Origin of the sequence: Acidovorax sp. 107, assembly GCF_003058055.1 — a bacterium.
Classification (GTDB): domain Bacteria; phylum Pseudomonadota; class Gammaproteobacteria; order Burkholderiales; family Burkholderiaceae_C; genus Acidovorax.
Genome location: NZ_QBTZ01000001.1, coordinates 2,916,708 through 2,933,195, shown reverse-complemented (window position 1 = coordinate 2,933,195; position 16,488 = coordinate 2,916,708). Strand labels below are relative to the sequence as shown.

At 67.5% G+C, this 16,488-nt stretch carries 12 protein-coding genes and 1 pseudogene; 11 read left to right on the top strand and 2 right to left on the bottom strand.

Annotated elements, in window-relative coordinates; genetic code table 11:
* Positions 1 to 286 precede the first annotated feature (286 nt).
* From C8C99_RS13745 to C8C99_RS13735, 3 genes are all read left to right on the top strand, one after another.
* Positions 287 to 3,856, top strand: coding sequence for a TonB-dependent receptor domain-containing protein (locus tag C8C99_RS13745; protein WP_108627163.1), 3,570 nt, complete (start codon positions 287 to 289; stop codon positions 3,854 to 3,856).
* The gene (locus C8C99_RS13740; RefSeq protein ID WP_108626034.1) at positions 3,828 to 5,849 is read left to right on the top strand and encodes a CHASE2 domain-containing protein; all 2,022 of its coding nucleotides are present in this window, start codon (positions 3,828 to 3,830) and stop codon (positions 5,847 to 5,849) included. Before C8C99_RS13745 ends, C8C99_RS13740 begins: the two co-directional genes overlap by 29 nt.
* Before the next feature lie 99 nt (positions 5,850 to 5,948).
* Entirely contained in the window at positions 5,949 to 6,302 is a 354-nt protein-coding gene (locus tag C8C99_RS13735; protein WP_056643818.1) for an HPF/RaiA family ribosome-associated protein, read from the top strand.
* A gap of 116 nt (positions 6,303 to 6,418) precedes the next feature.
* On the opposite strand, the gene C8C99_RS13730 is transcribed toward C8C99_RS13735, so the two are convergent.
* Positions 6,419 to 7,384, bottom strand: a complete 966-nt coding sequence (locus tag C8C99_RS13730; RefSeq protein ID WP_108626033.1) for a PDR/VanB family oxidoreductase — start codon at positions 7,382 to 7,384, stop codon at positions 6,419 to 6,421.
* Positions 7,381 to 8,436 (bottom strand): aromatic ring-hydroxylating dioxygenase subunit alpha, encoded by a 1,056-nt coding sequence (locus C8C99_RS13725; protein ID WP_108626032.1) that lies wholly within the window; start codon positions 8,434 to 8,436, stop codon positions 7,381 to 7,383. The genes C8C99_RS13730 and C8C99_RS13725 overlap by 4 nt, the downstream gene beginning before the upstream one ends.
* A gap of 270 nt (positions 8,437 to 8,706) precedes the next feature.
* Between C8C99_RS13725 and C8C99_RS13720 the strand changes: the two genes are divergently transcribed.
* From C8C99_RS13720 to C8C99_RS13685, 8 genes and pseudogenes are all read left to right on the top strand, one after another.
* Positions 8,707 to 9,483, top strand: coding sequence for a GntR family transcriptional regulator (locus C8C99_RS13720; protein WP_056643812.1), 777 nt, complete (start codon positions 8,707 to 8,709; stop codon positions 9,481 to 9,483).
* Positions 9,484 to 9,627: 144 nt separating this feature from the next.
* A pseudogene (locus C8C99_RS13715) lies at positions 9,628 to 10,815 on the top strand (ABC transporter substrate-binding protein); the annotation flags it as partial.
* Positions 10,816 to 11,108: 293 nt separating this feature from the next.
* Positions 11,109 to 11,981, top strand: coding sequence for a branched-chain amino acid ABC transporter permease (locus C8C99_RS13710; protein WP_056643809.1), 873 nt, complete (start codon positions 11,109 to 11,111; stop codon positions 11,979 to 11,981).
* Positions 11,981 to 12,976, top strand: coding sequence for a branched-chain amino acid ABC transporter permease (locus tag C8C99_RS13705; RefSeq protein ID WP_108627162.1), 996 nt, complete (start codon positions 11,981 to 11,983; stop codon positions 12,974 to 12,976). Before C8C99_RS13710 ends, C8C99_RS13705 begins: the two co-directional genes overlap by 1 nt.
* A gap of 1 nt (position 12,977) precedes the next feature.
* On the top strand, positions 12,978 to 13,751 hold the full coding sequence (locus C8C99_RS13700; RefSeq protein ID WP_108626031.1) for an ABC transporter ATP-binding protein: 774 nt from the start codon (positions 12,978 to 12,980) through the stop codon (positions 13,749 to 13,751).
* Positions 13,744 to 14,475, top strand: coding sequence for an ABC transporter ATP-binding protein (locus tag C8C99_RS13695; RefSeq protein ID WP_056643805.1), 732 nt, complete (start codon positions 13,744 to 13,746; stop codon positions 14,473 to 14,475). Before C8C99_RS13700 ends, C8C99_RS13695 begins: the two co-directional genes overlap by 8 nt.
* An 8-nt stretch (positions 14,476 to 14,483) precedes the next feature.
* A complete protein-coding gene (locus tag C8C99_RS13690; protein WP_108626030.1) occupies positions 14,484 to 15,461 on the top strand; it encodes a tripartite tricarboxylate transporter substrate binding protein in 978 nt (325 codons plus the stop codon).
* 61 nt (positions 15,462 to 15,522) lie between these two features.
* Positions 15,523 to 16,437 carry an NAD(P)-dependent oxidoreductase gene (locus C8C99_RS13685; RefSeq protein WP_108626029.1) on the top strand — a complete coding sequence of 305 codons (915 nt, stop codon included), beginning with the start codon at positions 15,523 to 15,525 and terminating at the stop codon, positions 16,435 to 16,437.
* Positions 16,438 to 16,488 lie beyond the last annotated feature (51 nt).

Sequence of the window (16,488 nt, the reverse complement as noted above, 5' to 3'; positions counted from 1 at the left end):
ATCATTGTGGTCGTTGAGGGAGAGACTTTTGCGGTTGTAGCACCGTGCCTTTGCGGCGTCTGTAGGAAAGTGCCGTGCAGCAGCTGTGCCCCGGTGTTTTGGTCTGGAGGAGGCTCCTTCGATCTGCCACAACATGCTACGAAATGTGGCTTTCTTCATGAAATGTGTCTGCACATCCGGCGGCTGGAGGCGGATTTTGCGGGGGTGCTCGCCATAATTTCGGTTCACCCGGTGCCAGGGAGGGGCACTGGGTGGCGCGATGCCCGCCTTCCCGGAAAGCCACAACATGTCCCATCCAACATTCCGTTTGTCCGCTCTCGCCGTGCTGGCCGCCGCGACCGCCGTAGCCTGCTGGCCGCAGGCTGCGCGGGCCACTGTCCCTGCGGGGGCTGCGGCTGAGATCGTCAGCCTGCAAGGGGCGGGCGACCAGCGCGCTGCAGTGGCGGCGGACTGGGCGCCTGCCCGCCTTGCCCAGGCCTTGGCCCAGGGCGACTTCGTGCGCACGCGGCAGGCCGCCAGGATGGCGCTGCTGTTTGCCGACGACACCCAGCTGCGCCTGCACCAGAATACGGTGCTGCAGGTCAAGGGCGTGGCCACCCCGGCGCAGCCCGTGACCACCTTGCTGCTCAATGCCGGCCGTGCGTGGACGCAGACCAAACGCGCCGATGGCAGCCGTCTGAACCTGGAGACGCCGGCTGCGACGGCGGCCATCCGGGGCACCGACTGGGACATCAGTGTGGAGGACGGCCGCACGCTGATCACCGTGCTCTCGGGCACGGTGGAGTTTTCCAACGCGCAGGGTTCGGTGTCCGTGGGTGCCAACGAAGCGGCGTTGGCCGAAGTGGGCAAGGCCCCGGTCAAGCTGGTGCTGAGCCAGCCGCGCGACCGCATCCAGTGGGTCAATGCACTGCGGGCCGACCCGGTGCCCCACCTGTCGGCCGAGCCCGTGCCTGCAGCACTGGTGTCCGTGCGGGATGCTCTGGCGGCCCGCGACCTGGCGGCGGCCCGTGCCGCGCTGGCGCAGGCGCGCACCTCCGCAGCGCCGGCATGGGTGGATGTGTTCGATGCGGCCGTGGCCCTCCAGGCGGGCGACCTGCTGGCCGCGCGCGGCCTGCTGGCGCGGCAGGTGGCTGCCGCCGACGCGGCGCCGTTGCCCGCGTGGCTCATGCAGTCCGACGTGCAGCTGATGGAGGGCGAAGGGGTTGCGGCAGCCGACACGCTGCGCACTGCGCTCCAGCGCTGGCCCGCCCACCCGGCGCTCGTGGCACAACTGGCGCGGGTGCAGATCCTGAGCGACCGTGTGGACGAAGCGGCGGCCACCCTGGCCCCGGCGCAGGGCACGCCCCATGCTGACCTGGCGCTGGTGCGCGCCGAGCTGGCCCGGCGCCGGGGCGATGCGCCCGGCACGCTGGCGGCCTATGCCGAGGCGCAGACGCTGGCACCTGGCGATGCTCGCGCCTGGCAAGGCCTGGGCAGCGCACATGCCGAGCGCGAAGACCCGCGCCCCGCCCGCGAGAACCTGCGGCGCGCGCTACAGCTGTCGCCGCAATCGCCCGGCGCCTGGGGCGAGCTGGGCACGCTGGAAACTTTTGTGAACCAGTTCACCGAGGCGGGTCAGGCCTTTGCCACCGCGCTGGGCGACAACCCTGCGGACTACGTTGCGCTCACCGGCCAGGGCTTGCTGCACCTCAAGCAAGGGCAGTCGGATGCCGCGCTGGATGCGTTCTTGCGAGCGGGCGTGATGGAGCCGCGCTATGCCCGCGCCAAGACCTGGACCGCTGTGGCGTACTACCAGCTGGGCCGCCACCAGGATGCGCTGACAACCCTGCAGCAGGCCACCGTGCTGGACGACAAGGACCCGGTGCCCTACATGCTGCTGGCCCAGATCCACACCGATCTGTTCCGGCCCGGCGAGGCGGTGGAGGCCGCGCGCGCCGCCGTGGCGCGCATGCCGTACCTCAAGTCGCTCAACCAGGTGGCCAACGACCAGAAGGGCAGTGCCAACCTGGGCGCATCGCTGGCGTTCTTTGGCATGGAAGACTGGGCGCTGGAGATGGCGCAGCAGAGCTTCTACCCCTACTGGGGCGGCAGCCACCTGTTCATGGCGGACCGCTATGCGGGTGAGTTCAACAAGAACTCAGCGCTGTTTCAGGGCTTCCTGACAGACCCCATGGCGTTTGGCGGCAGTCAGCGTTTTTCGCCGCTGCTGCAGCAGCCCGGCAGCCACGGGTCGGTGGGCGTGACGCTGGACCACGAGTTCTACCGCATGCGCGCGCCTGCGGTCACGCTCAATGGCCTGGACAACAGCCATGTGCCGGTGTCGTGGTTCTTCAAAGCACAGACGGCGGATGTGAGTGCCTATCCGTTCGACCTGCAGGTCAACCGCCTTCCCGCCATGCGGGCGGGCGAGGGAGACCTGCGGGCCCACGCCATCACCGCCGGGGTGGGCATGCAGCCTACTGAGCGCATCAACCTGTTTGCCTATGCCAACCAGTTCAGCATGCGCCTGCGGGGCCAGAACGCGCAGGAGACGGCGCTGGACGACACCGTCACCCAGGGTGCCCTGGGCATGGCCTACCGGTGGGGGCCGACCGAGCAGACCTGGATCAAGCTGGGCCGCAGTGTGGACAACCTGCAACTGCTGCGCTACCCCACGGCCTACATCGACCCGCCGTTCCTGAGCGTCATGGGCGTGAGCAGTGCTCCGCGCAAGGACTTCAGCGACATCCAGCTGCGCCACACGGTGGATACCACCCCGGGCAGCCGCTGGAGTGTGACCCTGGAGCATGTGCATGAGCGCCAGAACAACCTGCTGGCGGGCGAGGCCGCTGTGGTGGCCGACATTCCCGGCGTGGGGCTGTACCGCGACTATCTGGTGCTGGCGGGCTACAACCGCATTGACCGCCGCTACACCGGCCTCACGCTGGCCACCACGCAGCGGGTGGACCCGGCGCTGAGCCTGGACGCTGCCTTGGGCCTGCAGCAAATCCGCCACCGTGTGGACGGCCTCACGCAGAGCTATCTGGTGGGGCTGGACCAGTTCAGCGAAGAGCAAGCCCGCCGCGCGGACACCGAGCGCGTGGTCACGCCACGCCTGGGGGCGGTGTGGCAGCCTGCGGCGGGCACCACGCTGCGCGTGGCCTACCAAGACTGGATGCGTCCCTTGAGCGTCTCCACCCTTGCGAGCGTGGAGACCGCGGGCATCCCCGTTGAAGACCGGCTGGTCGAAGCCGGGGGCCGCCACAAGCGCACGGTGGCGCAGCTGGGCATGGAGGTGGGCGCCAGCACTTTCGTGGGCCTGCGCGCCGACCATCTGCGGGTGAACAACCCTGGCACCGTCGGGGTCGACTTGCGCACGCCCAGCCTGCCGTTCCTCGAAGAGATGCGCAATGCGCAGCTGGTCAACCTGTCCACCAGCGACCTGCTCGAAGACACGCCAAGCTTTGAGCGCGGCACGCTGCAGACCCTGGGTGGCACGGTCAACCACATGTTCAGCCGTCGCTGGTCGGCCTACGCCAAGTACCTGTACCAGCACAGCGAAAGCCGCACGCTGGACGGTGGTGCCGAGGTGGTGGGGCGCATTCCCTACATCCCCCGCCACACCGTGGCGCTGGGCGCCACCTGGGCCAGTGCGCAGCGCCTGTACCTGAGCGCGCGTGCGGTGTACCGGTCCGAGCGATTTGAGGACAAGGAGAACCTCACGCGCCGCGCGCCGGGCTGGGGTGTGGACCTGATGGGTTTCTGGGAAACGCAGGACAAGCGTTGGGTGGTGGGCTTTGCGGCCATGAACCTGTGGGCTCCGAAGTCGGACCGGCAAAAGGCCCGCTATGTCCTGGATGCGCGCTACCGCTTCTGATTCGGCGGCCGTGCCACACGCCCGGCAGCGGCAGCGGTGGCTCTCGCTGGCGGCGGGGGCGCTCGCGTTGCTGCTGGTGCTCGCGGCCAGTGTGAGCCGCCCCTGGCACGCGCTGGAGTTCAAGACCTTTGATGTGCTGACGGCGCTGGCTGCGCCGCACCACTCGGCGGCCCCCGTGGTGATCCTCGCGATCGACGAGCCGACTTTTCAGGAGCTGCAGCAGACCTGGCCCTTTCCGCGCAGCATGCACGCGGCGCTGCTGGAGCGGCTGCGCACCGAAGGTGCGCTTGCCGTGGGGCTGGACGTTGTGTTTGCCGACCCGTCCACCGAGGCCGAGGACGCGGCCCTGGACCGCGCCATTGCGCAAGCGGGGCGGGGGTTGCCGGTGGTGTTGGCCTCCGCGCGCGAGAAGATCGACAGCGCCAATGCCGCGCTGTGGACGGAGATTCAGCCGCTGCAGCGGTTTCTGGATGCGGGCGCCGATGCGGGCGATGCCGGGGTGGAGCCCGACGACGACTTCGTGGTGCGCCGTGCGCCCGCCGCACGCGAAGGCTTTGCGCTGCGGCTGGCCCAGCGTGCGGCCGATGCGCGGGGCCAAGCCCCGGCGCTGCACCCCTTCGACTGGATCGGCTACCGTGGCCCGCGCGGCACGTTCGACACGCGCTCGTACTACCAGGCGCTGGAGCCGGGGCTGCTGCCTGCAGGTTTCTTCCAGGGCAAGATCGTGCTCGTGGGGCGCTCGGCGCGCACCGCCACCGAGCTGTCGCATTCGCAGGCCGACTTGTTCAACTCGCCGTTTGGCACGGCGGGTGGTGAGCGGCTGTTCCCCGGGGTGGAGCTGCAGGCCACGCTGCTGGACAACTACCTGACCGGAGGCGGGCTGCGCAGCGTGTCAGACGCGTGGACCCTGGCGATCACCGCGCTGCTGTTGCCGGTGCTGCTCTGGGCCAGCCTGCGGCTGCATCCGGCGGGCGCGGGGGCGCTGACGGCGGCGCTGGTGGTGGCGATGGGCGCGGTGTCGTGGTGGCTGTTTGTCAGCCTGCGCCTGTGGTGGCCGCCGCTGTTGCCAGCGGTTGGTGCCGTGGCTGTCTATGGTGCCGCTGCGTTGGTAGGCTATGCCATCGTGCGCCAGCGCGCGCGCCAGACGCGGGCCATGTTTGCACAGTACGTGCCACCCGCCGTGGTCTCGCGCCTCATCGCGCAGCCCGAGCTGATGCGCCTGGGCGGCGAGGCGCGCGAGGTCACGCTCATGTTCACCGATCTGGCCAACTTCACCACAATGTCTGAGCAGCTTAGCGCCGAGCAGACGGTGGAGGTGCTCACCGGCTACTTCAACGCCATGACGCCCATCGTGCATGCCACGGGTGGTACGGTCGACAAGTTCATCGGCGACGCAGTGATGGCCTTCTGGGGTGCGCCGCTGGACGACCCGCAGCATGCCGAACACGCGGTGGCCGCTGCCGTCGCCATGCAGCAGGCCATGGCCGCGCTGGTGGCCGATCTGCGTGCGCGCGGCCTGCCGCCCATCCACATGCGCATCGGGCTGCACACGGGGCGCGTGGTGGTGGGCAATGTCGGCTCGGACCAGCGCTTTTCGTACACGGCGATTGGTGACGCGGTGAACCTGGCCGCGCGGCTGGAGGGCGCCAACAAGGCTTTTGGCACCGGCATCCTGCTGTCGGAAGCCACGGCGGCGCAGCTGCCGCCCACGGTGGCGTTGCGCGCGCTGGACGATGTGATCGTCAAAGGCAAGACCGAGCCCGTGCGGGTGTTCACACCCTGTGACGACGCCCTGGTGCGCGAGGCCAGCAGCGCGGCGCTGGCGGCCTTCCGTGCGCGCGATTGGCACGGTGCCGAGGCGCAGCTGGCGCGGGTGCTGGGGCGGCTGCCCGGCGACCTGGCCGCCACCCGCCTCATGGCGCGCGTGGACGAAGCGCGGGCGTTGCCCCCCGGGGCGCCCTGGCAACCCGCCGTGGCGCTCGACAAGTTGTAGTGCGAGCCCATCCAACATCCTTTGACATGTATTTACCGGGGGCATGGAGGCTGGTGCCATGATGGGGACTTCGCAACTTCATCAGGAAGGACCCTCCCCATGCAAGTACAAGTCAATACCGACGACCACATCCAAGGCGGCGATTCTCTGGCCCGCTGGATCACGGACGAGTGCAAGAGCCGGCTGTCGCGTTTCCAGGACCATGTGACGCGGCTGGAGGTGTTTCTGTCCGACGTGGATGCGGGCAAGTCCGGCGCCAATGACAAGCGCTGCCGCATCGAGGCGCGCGTCACGGGCCGTCAGCCCATCACCGTGACTGACGACGCCGACAAGATGGCCAACGCCTTCATCGGCGCGGCCGACAAGCTGGCCCGCGCCCTCGACGCCGACCTGGGCCGGGTGAAGGACCGCAACGGCCGTGACACCATCCGCGCGGCGGCCGCAGAAGAGTAGTTCAGGTGAAATAGGCCGCTAGTGCATGATTTATGTGCACTGACAGCTATCAATTCAGGAGTGAATGAAAAAGGCGCTGCAGCCATAAGCTGGCAGCGCCTTTTGTTTGGGGTTGCCTACAGGTCGAGCACGAGCAGCTTGCTGCGCGCGCGCGAGCAGCAGGGCATGAACTGCTCGTTGGCTGCCTTTTCCTCGTCCGTCAGGTACATGTCGCGGTGGTCCACCTCGCCCTCCAGCACGCGCGTGAGGCAGGTGCCGCATACGCCCTGCTCGCAGGATGTGAGGATGTCGATGCCCTCCTTGCGCAGCGCTTCCACCACCGACACATCGGGCGCAATGGGGTAGACCTTGCCAGTGCTGGCAATGCGCACTTCAAAGCCCTGGTCGCCCGAGGTGTCCTGCGCCGGGGCGCCAAAGTATTCGAGGTGGATGTGGTCCTGCGCCCAGCCCTGGGCCTTGGCGGTGGCCACCACATGGTCGATGAAGCCGGCCGGGCCACACACATACAGGCGCTTGTCGGGTCCGGGGGCGGCCAGCACGGCGGCGGTGTCGAGCTTCTGCTCGGGGGCTCCCGCATCAAAGTGGAAGTGGGTGTGTGGCGCGAGGGGCGAAGCGGCAATTTCGGCGGCAAACGCGGTGCGCTCTACCGAACGCGTGCAGTAGTGCAGTGCAAAGTCGGCGCCTGTGCGCGCCAGCCGGTCGGCCATGCACAGCAGTGGCGTCACGCCAATGCCACCCGCCAGCAGCACGGTGCGCTGTGCCGGGTGCAGGGCAAAGTGGTTGCGCGGCGTGCTGATGGTGACGACGTCGCCTTCATGCACGCTGTCGTGCATGGCGACGGAGCCGCCGCGCGATGCCGCGTCGCGCAGCACGGCGATGCGGTAGCGGTGCGACTCGTGCGAGGCATTGCACAGTGAATACTGGCGCACCAGTCCACCCGGCAGGTGCACGTCGATATGCGAGCCAGCGCTGAACGGCGGCAGGGCTGCGCCGTCCAAACGCGCCAGCTCAAAGCTGGCGATGCCTTCGGCCTCGGCCCGCTTCCTGACGACGCGGACCTGCAGGGTCTCCTGCGCGGTCATGCGGCCACCGCCTGGGGTGCGGCAGGCGCGCGCTCGGCGGCCAGCAGGCGGTCCAGAATCTTGCGCGACTGCACGCCACCGGCATCGATGTTGAGCATGAGCAGCTTGCGGTCGGGATAGCGCGTCAGGTTCTCCTGCTGCAGCTCCAGCATCTGCTGGTCCTCGGCAAAGATCTTGCCCTGGCCGTCGCGGATCTGGGTGGTGAGCGACGGGTCCTGCGGCTTGAAGTTGCGCGCCATGCCCCAGAAGTAGTGGATCGAGGTCTCGGTCTCGGGCGTGATGAAGTCCACCACGATGCTCGACGCCTTCTTGTCGGCCGGCGCGTCGTAGCCGCCATGGCCCGCCAGCGCTACGCCCACTTCGATCAGCACATGGCTGGGCGGGTTGAAGTGGCAGATCTGCCAGCGGTCCACCATCTGGTCGTCGGGCAGGCCGTTCATGCGCAGCGCCATCTTCCAGAAGGGTGGGGCCTCGATGCCTTCCATGAAGCGGCTGGTGATGACCTCGTCGCCCTCCACACGGGTCTTGCAGGGCACCTCGTCGATTTCCTTCTGGCCGATGCTGGTGGAGTGCACATAGGTCTCGTGCGTCAGGTCCATCAGGTTGTCGATCATCAGGCGGTAGTCGCAGGCAATGTGGTACAGCCCGCCGCCGTATGCCCACTCGGGGTTGTTGGCCCAGGGCAGGTGGTGAATGGTGGCGGGGTCGGCCTGCGCGGCATCACCGGGCCACACCCAGATGAAGCCATAGCGCTCCACCACCGGAAAGCTGCGCGCCTTGGGAAAACCCTGCACGCGCTGGCCGGGCATGGACACCGACTTGCCGGTGCATTCCACGCGCAGGCCGTGGTAGCCGCACTGCAGCTGGCCCTCGCACACGCTGCCCAGCGACAGCGGTGCGCCCCGGTGGGGGCAGAAATCATCCAGCGCGGCGACTTGGTCGGGTGCAGGGCGGTAGAACACGATCTTCTCGCCGCAGATGGTGCGGCCCAGGGGCTTGTCCGCGATCTCGTCGGGGGTGCAGGCTACGTACCAGGCGTTCTTGGGATACATGGTTGTCTCTCTCCGTGGGTGGATGGTGTTGTTGCGAGCTTGGTATACAGCTCGCGCGCAGATCGCAGCTGAGGTGCCGCAATTGTGCGAAAAACCTGGTTTTCTGTATACATAAAAAAGGCATAAAACAGCTATTGCACTTTTGTATATCTCATAAGTTGTTGTTTTGTAATAGATCTGCTTGTGTGCGAGTGGATGTGATCTTGGTTTCTGTATACATTCGAAGGGCTGGCTTCAATCCCACCATTTGCCACAGCACCCACTGCCGCCATGAACCCTCCCGACCCCCTGACCCTTGCCCCGCCGTCCGACCCTGCCGAGGCAGGGACCTCGCAGGCCGTCAAGGCGCAATTGCGCCTGCGCGAGATGATCCTGGCGGGCGAGTTGCCCGGCGGCGCCCGCATTGCCGAGCTGACCCTCGTCGAGAAGCTGGGGGTGTCGCGCACGCCCATCCGCGCCGCGCTGATGCGGCTGGAGCAAGAGGGCCTGCTGCACCGGCTGCCCGGTGGGGGCTACGCCGTGCGCACGTTCTCTGAAACCGACGTGGCCGACGCCATCGAGCTGCGCGGCACCATGGAGGGCCTGGCCGCCCGGCTGGCCGCAGAGCGTGGCGTGGCGCCTGCCCTGCTGGCGGAGGCCCATGCCTGCCTCGATGCCATCGATGCCACGCTGGCCCCGCCCATGCTGGACGACGAGGGCTTTTCGCGCTACGTGGACCTCAATGCGCGGTTTCACCTGCTGCTGAGCCGCATGGTGGGCAGTGACGTGGTCGCCCGGGAGCTGGACCGTGTCAAGGGCCTGCCCTTTGCATCGCCCTCGGCGTTTGTGGTGGTGCAGACGCATTCGGCCCAAGCGCGTGACATGCTCGTGGTGGCGCAGGACCAGCACCGGCAAGCACTGGACGCCATCGAGCGGCGCGAGGGCGCACGGGCCGAGGCCATCCTGCGGGAGCACTCGCGCATCACCCGGCGCAACCTGCTGGCGGCAGTGCAGGCGTCGCAGGTGCAGGGCTTGCCCGGTGTACAGCTGATCCGGGAGCGGGCATAAACAGGCGACCGAGGCTTGGGCGTGGCTCGTCTGTTATGTCATTTGGTGATACCTGAATGCTTGAATTTGCGCTTGTGAAATAACCCAGCGCACGCCAAACTCGCCGCAGTTTTTTCTGTATACAACGACTTTCCACAGGAGACAACGATGCAAAAACGCCACCTTCTTCGTGCTTCGGCTGCGGCAGCCATCGTGCTGTCCACCGGCCTGGCCGCCGTGCCCGCCGCTGCCCAGGACAACGTGTTCAAGATCGGCCTGGTCCTGCCCATGACTGGCCAACAGGCCACCACGGGCCGCCAGATCGAGGCCGCCGCACGGCTCTACATGGCGCAGAACGGCGACATGGTGGGTGGCAAGAAGGTGCAGCTCATCGTCAAGGACGACACCAGCCTGCCCGACGTGACCCGCCGCATGGCCCAGGAGCTGGTCGTCAACGAAAAGGTCAACGTGCTGGCTGGCATGGGCATCACGCCCTCGGCCATGGCCACCGCCCCGCTGGCCACCCAGTCCAAGACCCCGCTGGTGGTGATGGCCGCTGCCACCTCCAGCATCACCGAGGCCTCGCCCTATGTGGTGCGCACCAGCTTCACGCTGCCGCAGGTGTCGGTGGCGCTGGCCGACTGGGCGCCCAAGAACGGCATCAAAAAGGTGGTCACGCTGGTGAGCGACTACGGCCCTGGCATCGATGCAGAAAAGTACTTCAACCAGCGCCTCACGTTCAACGGCGGCCAGGTGACCGAAGCCCTGCGCGTGCCGCTGCGCAACCCAGACTTCGCCCCCTTCCTGCAGAAGGTGCGCGACGCCAAGCCCGATGCGTTGTTCGTCTTTGTGCCCTCGGGCGCGGGCGCTGCGGTGATGAAGCAGTTCCTGGAGCGCGGCATGGACAAGGCCGGCATCAAGCTCATCGGCACCGGTGACGTGACGGATGACGATCAACTGAACGACATGGGCGACGGCGCTCTGGGCGTGGTCACCTCGCACCACTACTCGGCTGCGCACCCCTCGCCCATGAACAAGAAGTTTGTGGAAGCCTTTGAGAAGGCCAACAAGGGCCTGCGCCCCAACTTCATGGCCGTGGGTGGCTATGACGGCATGCGCGTGATCTACGAAGCGCTCAAGACCACCAAGGGTGCCGGCGGCGGCGACGCCCTGCTGGCCGCCATGAAGGGCCAGATCTTCGAGAGCCCACGCGGCAAGGTGTTCATCGATGCGCAGACCCGCGACATCGTGCAGGACGTGTACCTGCGCAAGGTGGAGCGTGTGAACGGTCAGCTGTACAACGTGGAATTCGACGTGATCAAGGACGTCAAGGACCCCGGCAAGACGAAGTAACCCCCTAAGCAGGAAGCCCCCCTGAGCCGCTTCGCGGCTTCCCCCCAGGGGGACGCCGCCCCTGCGGCGGGGCGGCCCTTGCACGGCGGCACTGGCTCAGGGCGCGCCAGTAGTCGCGAGTGGAGTTCTCATGTGGGGTGCTGCCTGTATGGTGCGTTCGTGCCTGGCACTCTTACCGTTCGGGCTGAGCCTGTCGAAGCCGGGGCAAGCCCCTTGAGCCGACAGTCTTTCAGTTAGATACCCAGCCACAGCCTCAGTGCGGCGGCCTTTTTTGTCTTCAATGAAGTGATTTCATGCTGACCATTCTTTTCGACGGCGTTGCCTACGGCATGCTGCTGTTCATCCTGGCGGTAGGGTTGGCCGTGACCATGGGGCTGATGAACTTCATCAACCTGGCGCACGGGGCCTTTGCCATGGCGGGGGGCTATATCACGGTGCTGCTCATGCAGCGGCTGGACGTGCCCTTCCTGGTCTGCCTGCCGCTCGCGTTTGTGGGCACCGCCGTGCTGGGGGGCGTGCTGGAGCGCACGCTGTACCGGCCGCTGTACCACAAGGCCCACCTGGACCAGGTGCTGTTCTCTATCGGTCTGGTGTTCATGGCCGTGGCCAGTGTGGACTATTTCGTGGGCTCGACGCAGCAGATCATGCAGCTGCCCGAATGGCTCAAGGGCCGCACCGAGGTCGGCAGCGGCGCCCTCATGCTGGGCATGGGCCACTACCGACTGTTCATCATCGCGGTGTGCGCTGCGCTCACCGTGGGCCTGCAGTACGTGCTCACCAAAACCCGCTTCGGCAGCCGCCTGCGCGCCAGTGTGGACGACCAGCGCGTGGCCGCAGGCATGGGCATCAACGTGAACATCGTGTTCTTGTCCACCTTCGCGTTCGGCTCGGGCCTCGCGGGCCTGGGCGGCGCTCTGGGCGCTGAAGTGCTGGGGCTCGACCCGAGCTTCCCGCTCAAGTTCATGATCTACTTTTTGATCGTGGTGGCCGTGGGTGGCACCTCGTCCATCACCGGCCCGCTGCTGGCCGCCTTGCTGCTCGGCATTGCCGACGTAGCGGGTAAGTACTACATCCCCAAGCTGGGCGCCTTCATCGTGTACAGCCTCATGATCCTGATCCTCATCTGGCGCCCCCAGGGCCTCTTTGTGCGCAAGGGGGGCAAGTGATGGCGAACCCGCACAACCCCCTGCTGCAGGCCCGGCGCTTTCGCTGGTGGGAGCCCGTGCTGTGGCTGCTGGCCTTCGCTGCGCCGCTCGCGCTGCCCAGCCACGCGCTCATCATCAACGAGATCGCCATCGTGGCGCTGTTCGCCCTCTCGCTGGACCTGATCCTGGGCTACACCGGCATCGTCTCGCTGGGCCACGCAGCCTTCTTTGGCCTGGGCGGCTATGCGGCCGCGCTGTTTGCCAAGCATGTGATGCCCGACCCGCTGGTGGGCCTGGCCGTGGGCATTGCTGCGGCCACGGTGCTGGGCGCTGTAGCGTCGCTCACCATCATGCGCGGCACCGATCTCACGCGCCTCATGGTCACGCTGGGCGTGGGCCTGGTGATGCTGGAGCTGGCCAACAAGCTCGACTGGCTGACCGGCGGTGCCGACGGTCTGCAGGGCGTGATGATGGGCCCGGTGCTCGGCAAGTTTGAATTTGACCTCTATGGCCGCACGGCCGCGTGGTATTCGCTCACGGTGCTGCTGGTGTTCTTTCTGATCGCTCGCCGCATCGTGCAGTCGCCCTTTGGCGCCACGCTCAAGGCCATTCGCGACAACCGGCTGCGCGCCATGGCCATCGGTATCCCGGTGACGGCCAAGCTGGCGCAGGTGTACACGCTGGCCGCTGCGCTGGCCGGTGCTGCGGGCGCGCTGCTGACGCAGACCACGGGCTTTGCCTCGCTCGACCTGTTCGAGTTTCACCGCTCGGCCGACGTGATGCTGATTCTTGTGATCGGCGGCGTGGGCTGGCTGTATGGCGGCATCCTGGGCGCCATCGGTTTCAAGCTGCTGCAGGACGTGATCTCGTCCATCACGCCGCAGTACTGGACCTTCTGGGTCGGCCTGTTCCTGGTGGTGCTGGTGCTGGTCGGGCGCGACCGCCTGTTCCGCCCCTGGACCTGGTTTGGCGCTGGCCGCAAGGCCGGGGCCGCCCCCAAAGCGGGAGGCCACTGACATGAACAACACCACTTCCAACACCGTGCTGTCGGCGCAGGGCCTGGTCAAGCGTTTTGGCGGCATCACGGCCACCAACAACGTCACGATCAACCTGCAAAAGGGCGCACGCCATGCGCTCATCGGCCCTAACGGGGCGGGCAAGACCACGCTCATCAACCTGCTGACCGGCGTGCTGGAGCCCACCGAGGGCTCCATCACGCTCGAAGGCCAGGACATCACGCGCCTGGCGCCGCACCAGCGCGTGCAGCGCGGCATGGTGCGCACCTTCCAGATCAACCAATTGTTCGACACCCTCACGCCGCTGGAGACGCTGGCCCTGACCGTGTCCCAGCAGCAGGGCCTGGGCAGCAAATGGTGGCAGCCGCTGGGTGCGCGCCGCGCCGTCACCGAGCGCTGCGAGCAGCTGCTGGAGCAGTTCCACCTCACGTCCGTGATGGGCGAGGAAACCCGCGTGCTGGCCTATGGCAAGCGCCGCCTGCTGGAGATTGCGATTGCACTGGCCTGCGAGCCGCGTGTGCTGCTCCTCGACGAGCCCGTGGCCGGCGTGCCAGCGGGTGAGCGCGAAGAGCTGCTGCAGACCGTGGCCGCCCTGCCCGCCGATGTCTCGGTGCTGTTGATCGAACACGATATGGACCTGGTTTTCAGCTTTGCCAACCGCATGACGGTGCTGGTCAACGGCACCGTGCTCACCGAGGGCGACCCCGACACCATTGCCAACGACCCGCAGGTGAAGGCCGTGTACCTGGGCCATGGGGAGGACGCCCATGTCTAAGACCGAGCTGCTGCGCATCGAAGGCCTGAGCGCAGGCTACGGCGAAGCCGTGGTGCTGCAAGGCATCTCGCTGGCCCTGCCCGAAGGCGACACGCTGGCCCTGCTGGGCCGCAACGGCACGGGCAAGACCACGCTCATCAACACGCTGGCCGGCGCCACACGCCAGCATGCGGGCACGGTGAGCCTGGGTGGCGTGGCGCTGCACAAGCTGCCCCCGCACGAGCGCGCAGCCGCCGGCATCGGCTGGGTGCCGCAGGAGCGCAACATCTTCAAGTCGCTGACCGTGCATGAAAACCTCACGGCCGTGGCCCGCCCGGGCCGCAAAGGCTCCACCGCACGGCAGTGGACGCCCGAGCGCGTGTACGAAATGTTCCCGCGCCTGGCCGAGCGCAAGACCAACCTGGGCACGCAGCTCTCCGGCGGCGAGCAGCAGATGCTGGCCGTGGGCCGCGCGTTGGTGCTCAACCCGCGCCTGCTGCTGCTCGACGAGCCGCTGGAAGGCCTGGCACCCATCATCGTGGAAGAGCTGCTGCGCGCCATCCGCCGCATCACGCGCGAAGAGGGGCTGTCGGCCATCATCGTGGAGCAGCACCCGCAGGCCATCCTGGCCATCTCGGACCACGCCGCCGTGCTGGACCGGGGCACCGTGGTGCACACCGGCAGCGCCGCCGAGCTGAGCGCGCAGCCCGAGCTGCTGGACCGCCTGCTGGGCGTGGCGCGGTAGCGCGCACCATGAGCGCCGTGCACCGCAGAACCCTCCTGGCGTGGCTGGTAGCGTCGTTCGGCGGTGCGGCCAGCGCGCAGGCCGCTTTTCCCTCACGCCCGCTGCGCATCGTCGTGCCCAATGCGGCGGGCGGCGCGGCCGACATCACGGCGCGCACGGTGGGCCAAAAGATTGCTGGCCCGCTAGGGCAAAGCGTGGTCATCGAAAACAAGCCCAGCGCCGGTGGCGTGGTGGCAGGCGATGTGGTGGCGCGGGCCGAGCCTGATGGGCACACGCTGCTGCTGGTGAGCAGCGGCACAGCGGTGAGTGCGGCGCTGTTCCAGTCGCTGCCTTTTGACACGCTCAAGGACTTTGCGCCCGTTTCCCTGCTGGCCACGTTCGATCTGGCCGTGGTGGTGAAGGAAGGTGGGCGCTTTCGCACGCTGGCCGACTTGCTCACGTATGCGCGCGCCCACCCCGGCCAGCTCAACATCGGCACCCCGCAGATCGGCACCACACAGAACCTGGCGGCCGAGCTGTTCAAGGTGACGGCGGGCATCGACGCGCAGGTGGTGCCCTTCAACGGCACGCCGCCGATCATCACGGCGCTGCGGGGTGGCGAGATCGACGTGATGATCGACATCCTGGGCGGACTCATGCCGCAGATCGGCGCCAAGGCCCTGCGGCCGCTGGCCGTGATGGGCGCGCAGCGGGCGCCGCAGCTGCCCGATGTGCCCACGGTGCGCGAGAGTGGCGGACCGCTCGCGGGCTTCAACGTCACGTCGTGGAACGGCCTGGCCGTTCCTGCCAAGACGCCCCCGGCGGTGGTGGAGCGCCTCTCGCGCGAAGTGCAGGCGGCACTGGCCCAGCCCGATGTGAAAAAGCGCCTGCTGGAGCTGAACCTCAATGCCCAGGGCAGTACCCCCGCGCAGCTGGGCGAGCACCTGGCGGCCGATGTGCGCCGCTGGGGCGATGTGATCGCCAAGGCCAAGATCGCGCGTCAGTGAGTACCACCCCGCTGCGCGCCAGCGTTGCCAGCGGTGGTGCAGGGGCAGGAAGGAACATCGAATGAACATCACACACATCGGCCTCGTGGGCTATGGCGAGGTGGGCAAGATCTTCAGTGCGGGCTTGCGCGTCCAGCGTGGCGTGGCCTCCGTCGCTGCGTGGGACCTGAAATTGGCCGACCCCGCGCACCGCGACGCCCAGCAGAAGCACGCCGCGCAGGCGGGTGTGGTGGCGGTGGATGCGATGCAGGCGCTGTGTGCGCGCTGCGACTGCATCATCTCGGCGGTCACCGCGTCGAACACGCTGGCCGTGGCGCAGGAGGCTGCGCAGCACATCCGCCCCGGCACCGTTTTCCTGGACCTCAACTCTGCATCGCCCGGCACCAAGCGGCAGGCCGCGGTGCTCATCGAGGCGCGGGGCGCGCACTATGTCGAGGCGGGCGTGATGACCTCGGTGCCGCCCTACGGCATCCGCGTGCCCATGCTGCTGGGCGGCGCGCAAGCTGCCGCACTGGCCGCGGTGCTGACCAGCTGGGGCATGGATGCCCAACCGGTGAGCGAGCAACTGGGCGTGGCCAGCGCCATCAAGATGTGCCGCAGCATCATGATCAAAGGGCTGGAGGCGTTGGTCATCGAGAGCTACGCCACAGCCCGCCGATACGGCGTGGAAGAGCATGTGCTGCCCACGCTGGCCGAAACCTTCCCGTCCATCGACTGGCACGAACAAGGCCGCTACTTCTTCAGCCGCGTGGTGCAACACGGCCAGCGCCGCGCCGAGGAAATGCGCGAGTCCGCCCAGACGGTGCACGAGGCCGGCATGGAACCGCTGATGGCCTCCGCCGTCGCCGCCAAGCAGCAGTGGGTGGCCGACCTGGCCCGCGAAGGCGTGTTTCAAGGCCTGCCCAAGGACGCGCGCTGGCAGGACTATGCGGACCGGGTGCTAGGCAGTTTGTCATCTCCAGCTGATGCGGGTTGACGCCTCGACCCCTTTGATGGGGCGCTGCCCTATAAAACTGGCGCGGCCGTA

Excerpts from the sequence above, each read along its gene's own strand:
- C8C99_RS13745 (WP_108627163.1), top strand. The coding sequence starts at position 287 with ATGTCCCATCCAACATTCCGTTTGTCCGCTCTCGCCGTGCTGGCCGCC.
- C8C99_RS13740 (WP_108626034.1), top strand. The coding sequence starts at position 3,828 with ATGTCCTGGATGCGCGCTACCGCTTCTGATTCGGCGGCCGTGCCACAC.
- C8C99_RS13735 (WP_056643818.1), top strand. The coding sequence starts at position 5,949 with ATGCAAGTACAAGTCAATACCGACGACCACATCCAAGGCGGCGATTCT.
- C8C99_RS13730 (WP_108626033.1), bottom strand. The coding sequence starts at position 7,384 with ATGACCGCGCAGGAGACCCTGCAGGTCCGCGTCGTCAGGAAGCGGGCC.
- C8C99_RS13725 (WP_108626032.1), bottom strand. The coding sequence starts at position 8,436 with ATGTATCCCAAGAACGCCTGGTACGTAGCCTGCACCCCCGACGAGATC.
- C8C99_RS13720 (WP_056643812.1), top strand. The coding sequence starts at position 8,707 with ATGAACCCTCCCGACCCCCTGACCCTTGCCCCGCCGTCCGACCCTGCC.
- C8C99_RS13710 (WP_056643809.1), top strand. The coding sequence starts at position 11,109 with ATGCTGACCATTCTTTTCGACGGCGTTGCCTACGGCATGCTGCTGTTC.
- C8C99_RS13705 (WP_108627162.1), top strand. The coding sequence starts at position 11,981 with ATGGCGAACCCGCACAACCCCCTGCTGCAGGCCCGGCGCTTTCGCTGG.
- C8C99_RS13700 (WP_108626031.1), top strand. The coding sequence starts at position 12,978 with ATGAACAACACCACTTCCAACACCGTGCTGTCGGCGCAGGGCCTGGTC.
- C8C99_RS13695 (WP_056643805.1), top strand. The coding sequence starts at position 13,744 with ATGTCTAAGACCGAGCTGCTGCGCATCGAAGGCCTGAGCGCAGGCTAC.
- C8C99_RS13690 (WP_108626030.1), top strand. The coding sequence starts at position 14,484 with ATGAGCGCCGTGCACCGCAGAACCCTCCTGGCGTGGCTGGTAGCGTCG.
- C8C99_RS13685 (WP_108626029.1), top strand. The coding sequence starts at position 15,523 with ATGAACATCACACACATCGGCCTCGTGGGCTATGGCGAGGTGGGCAAG.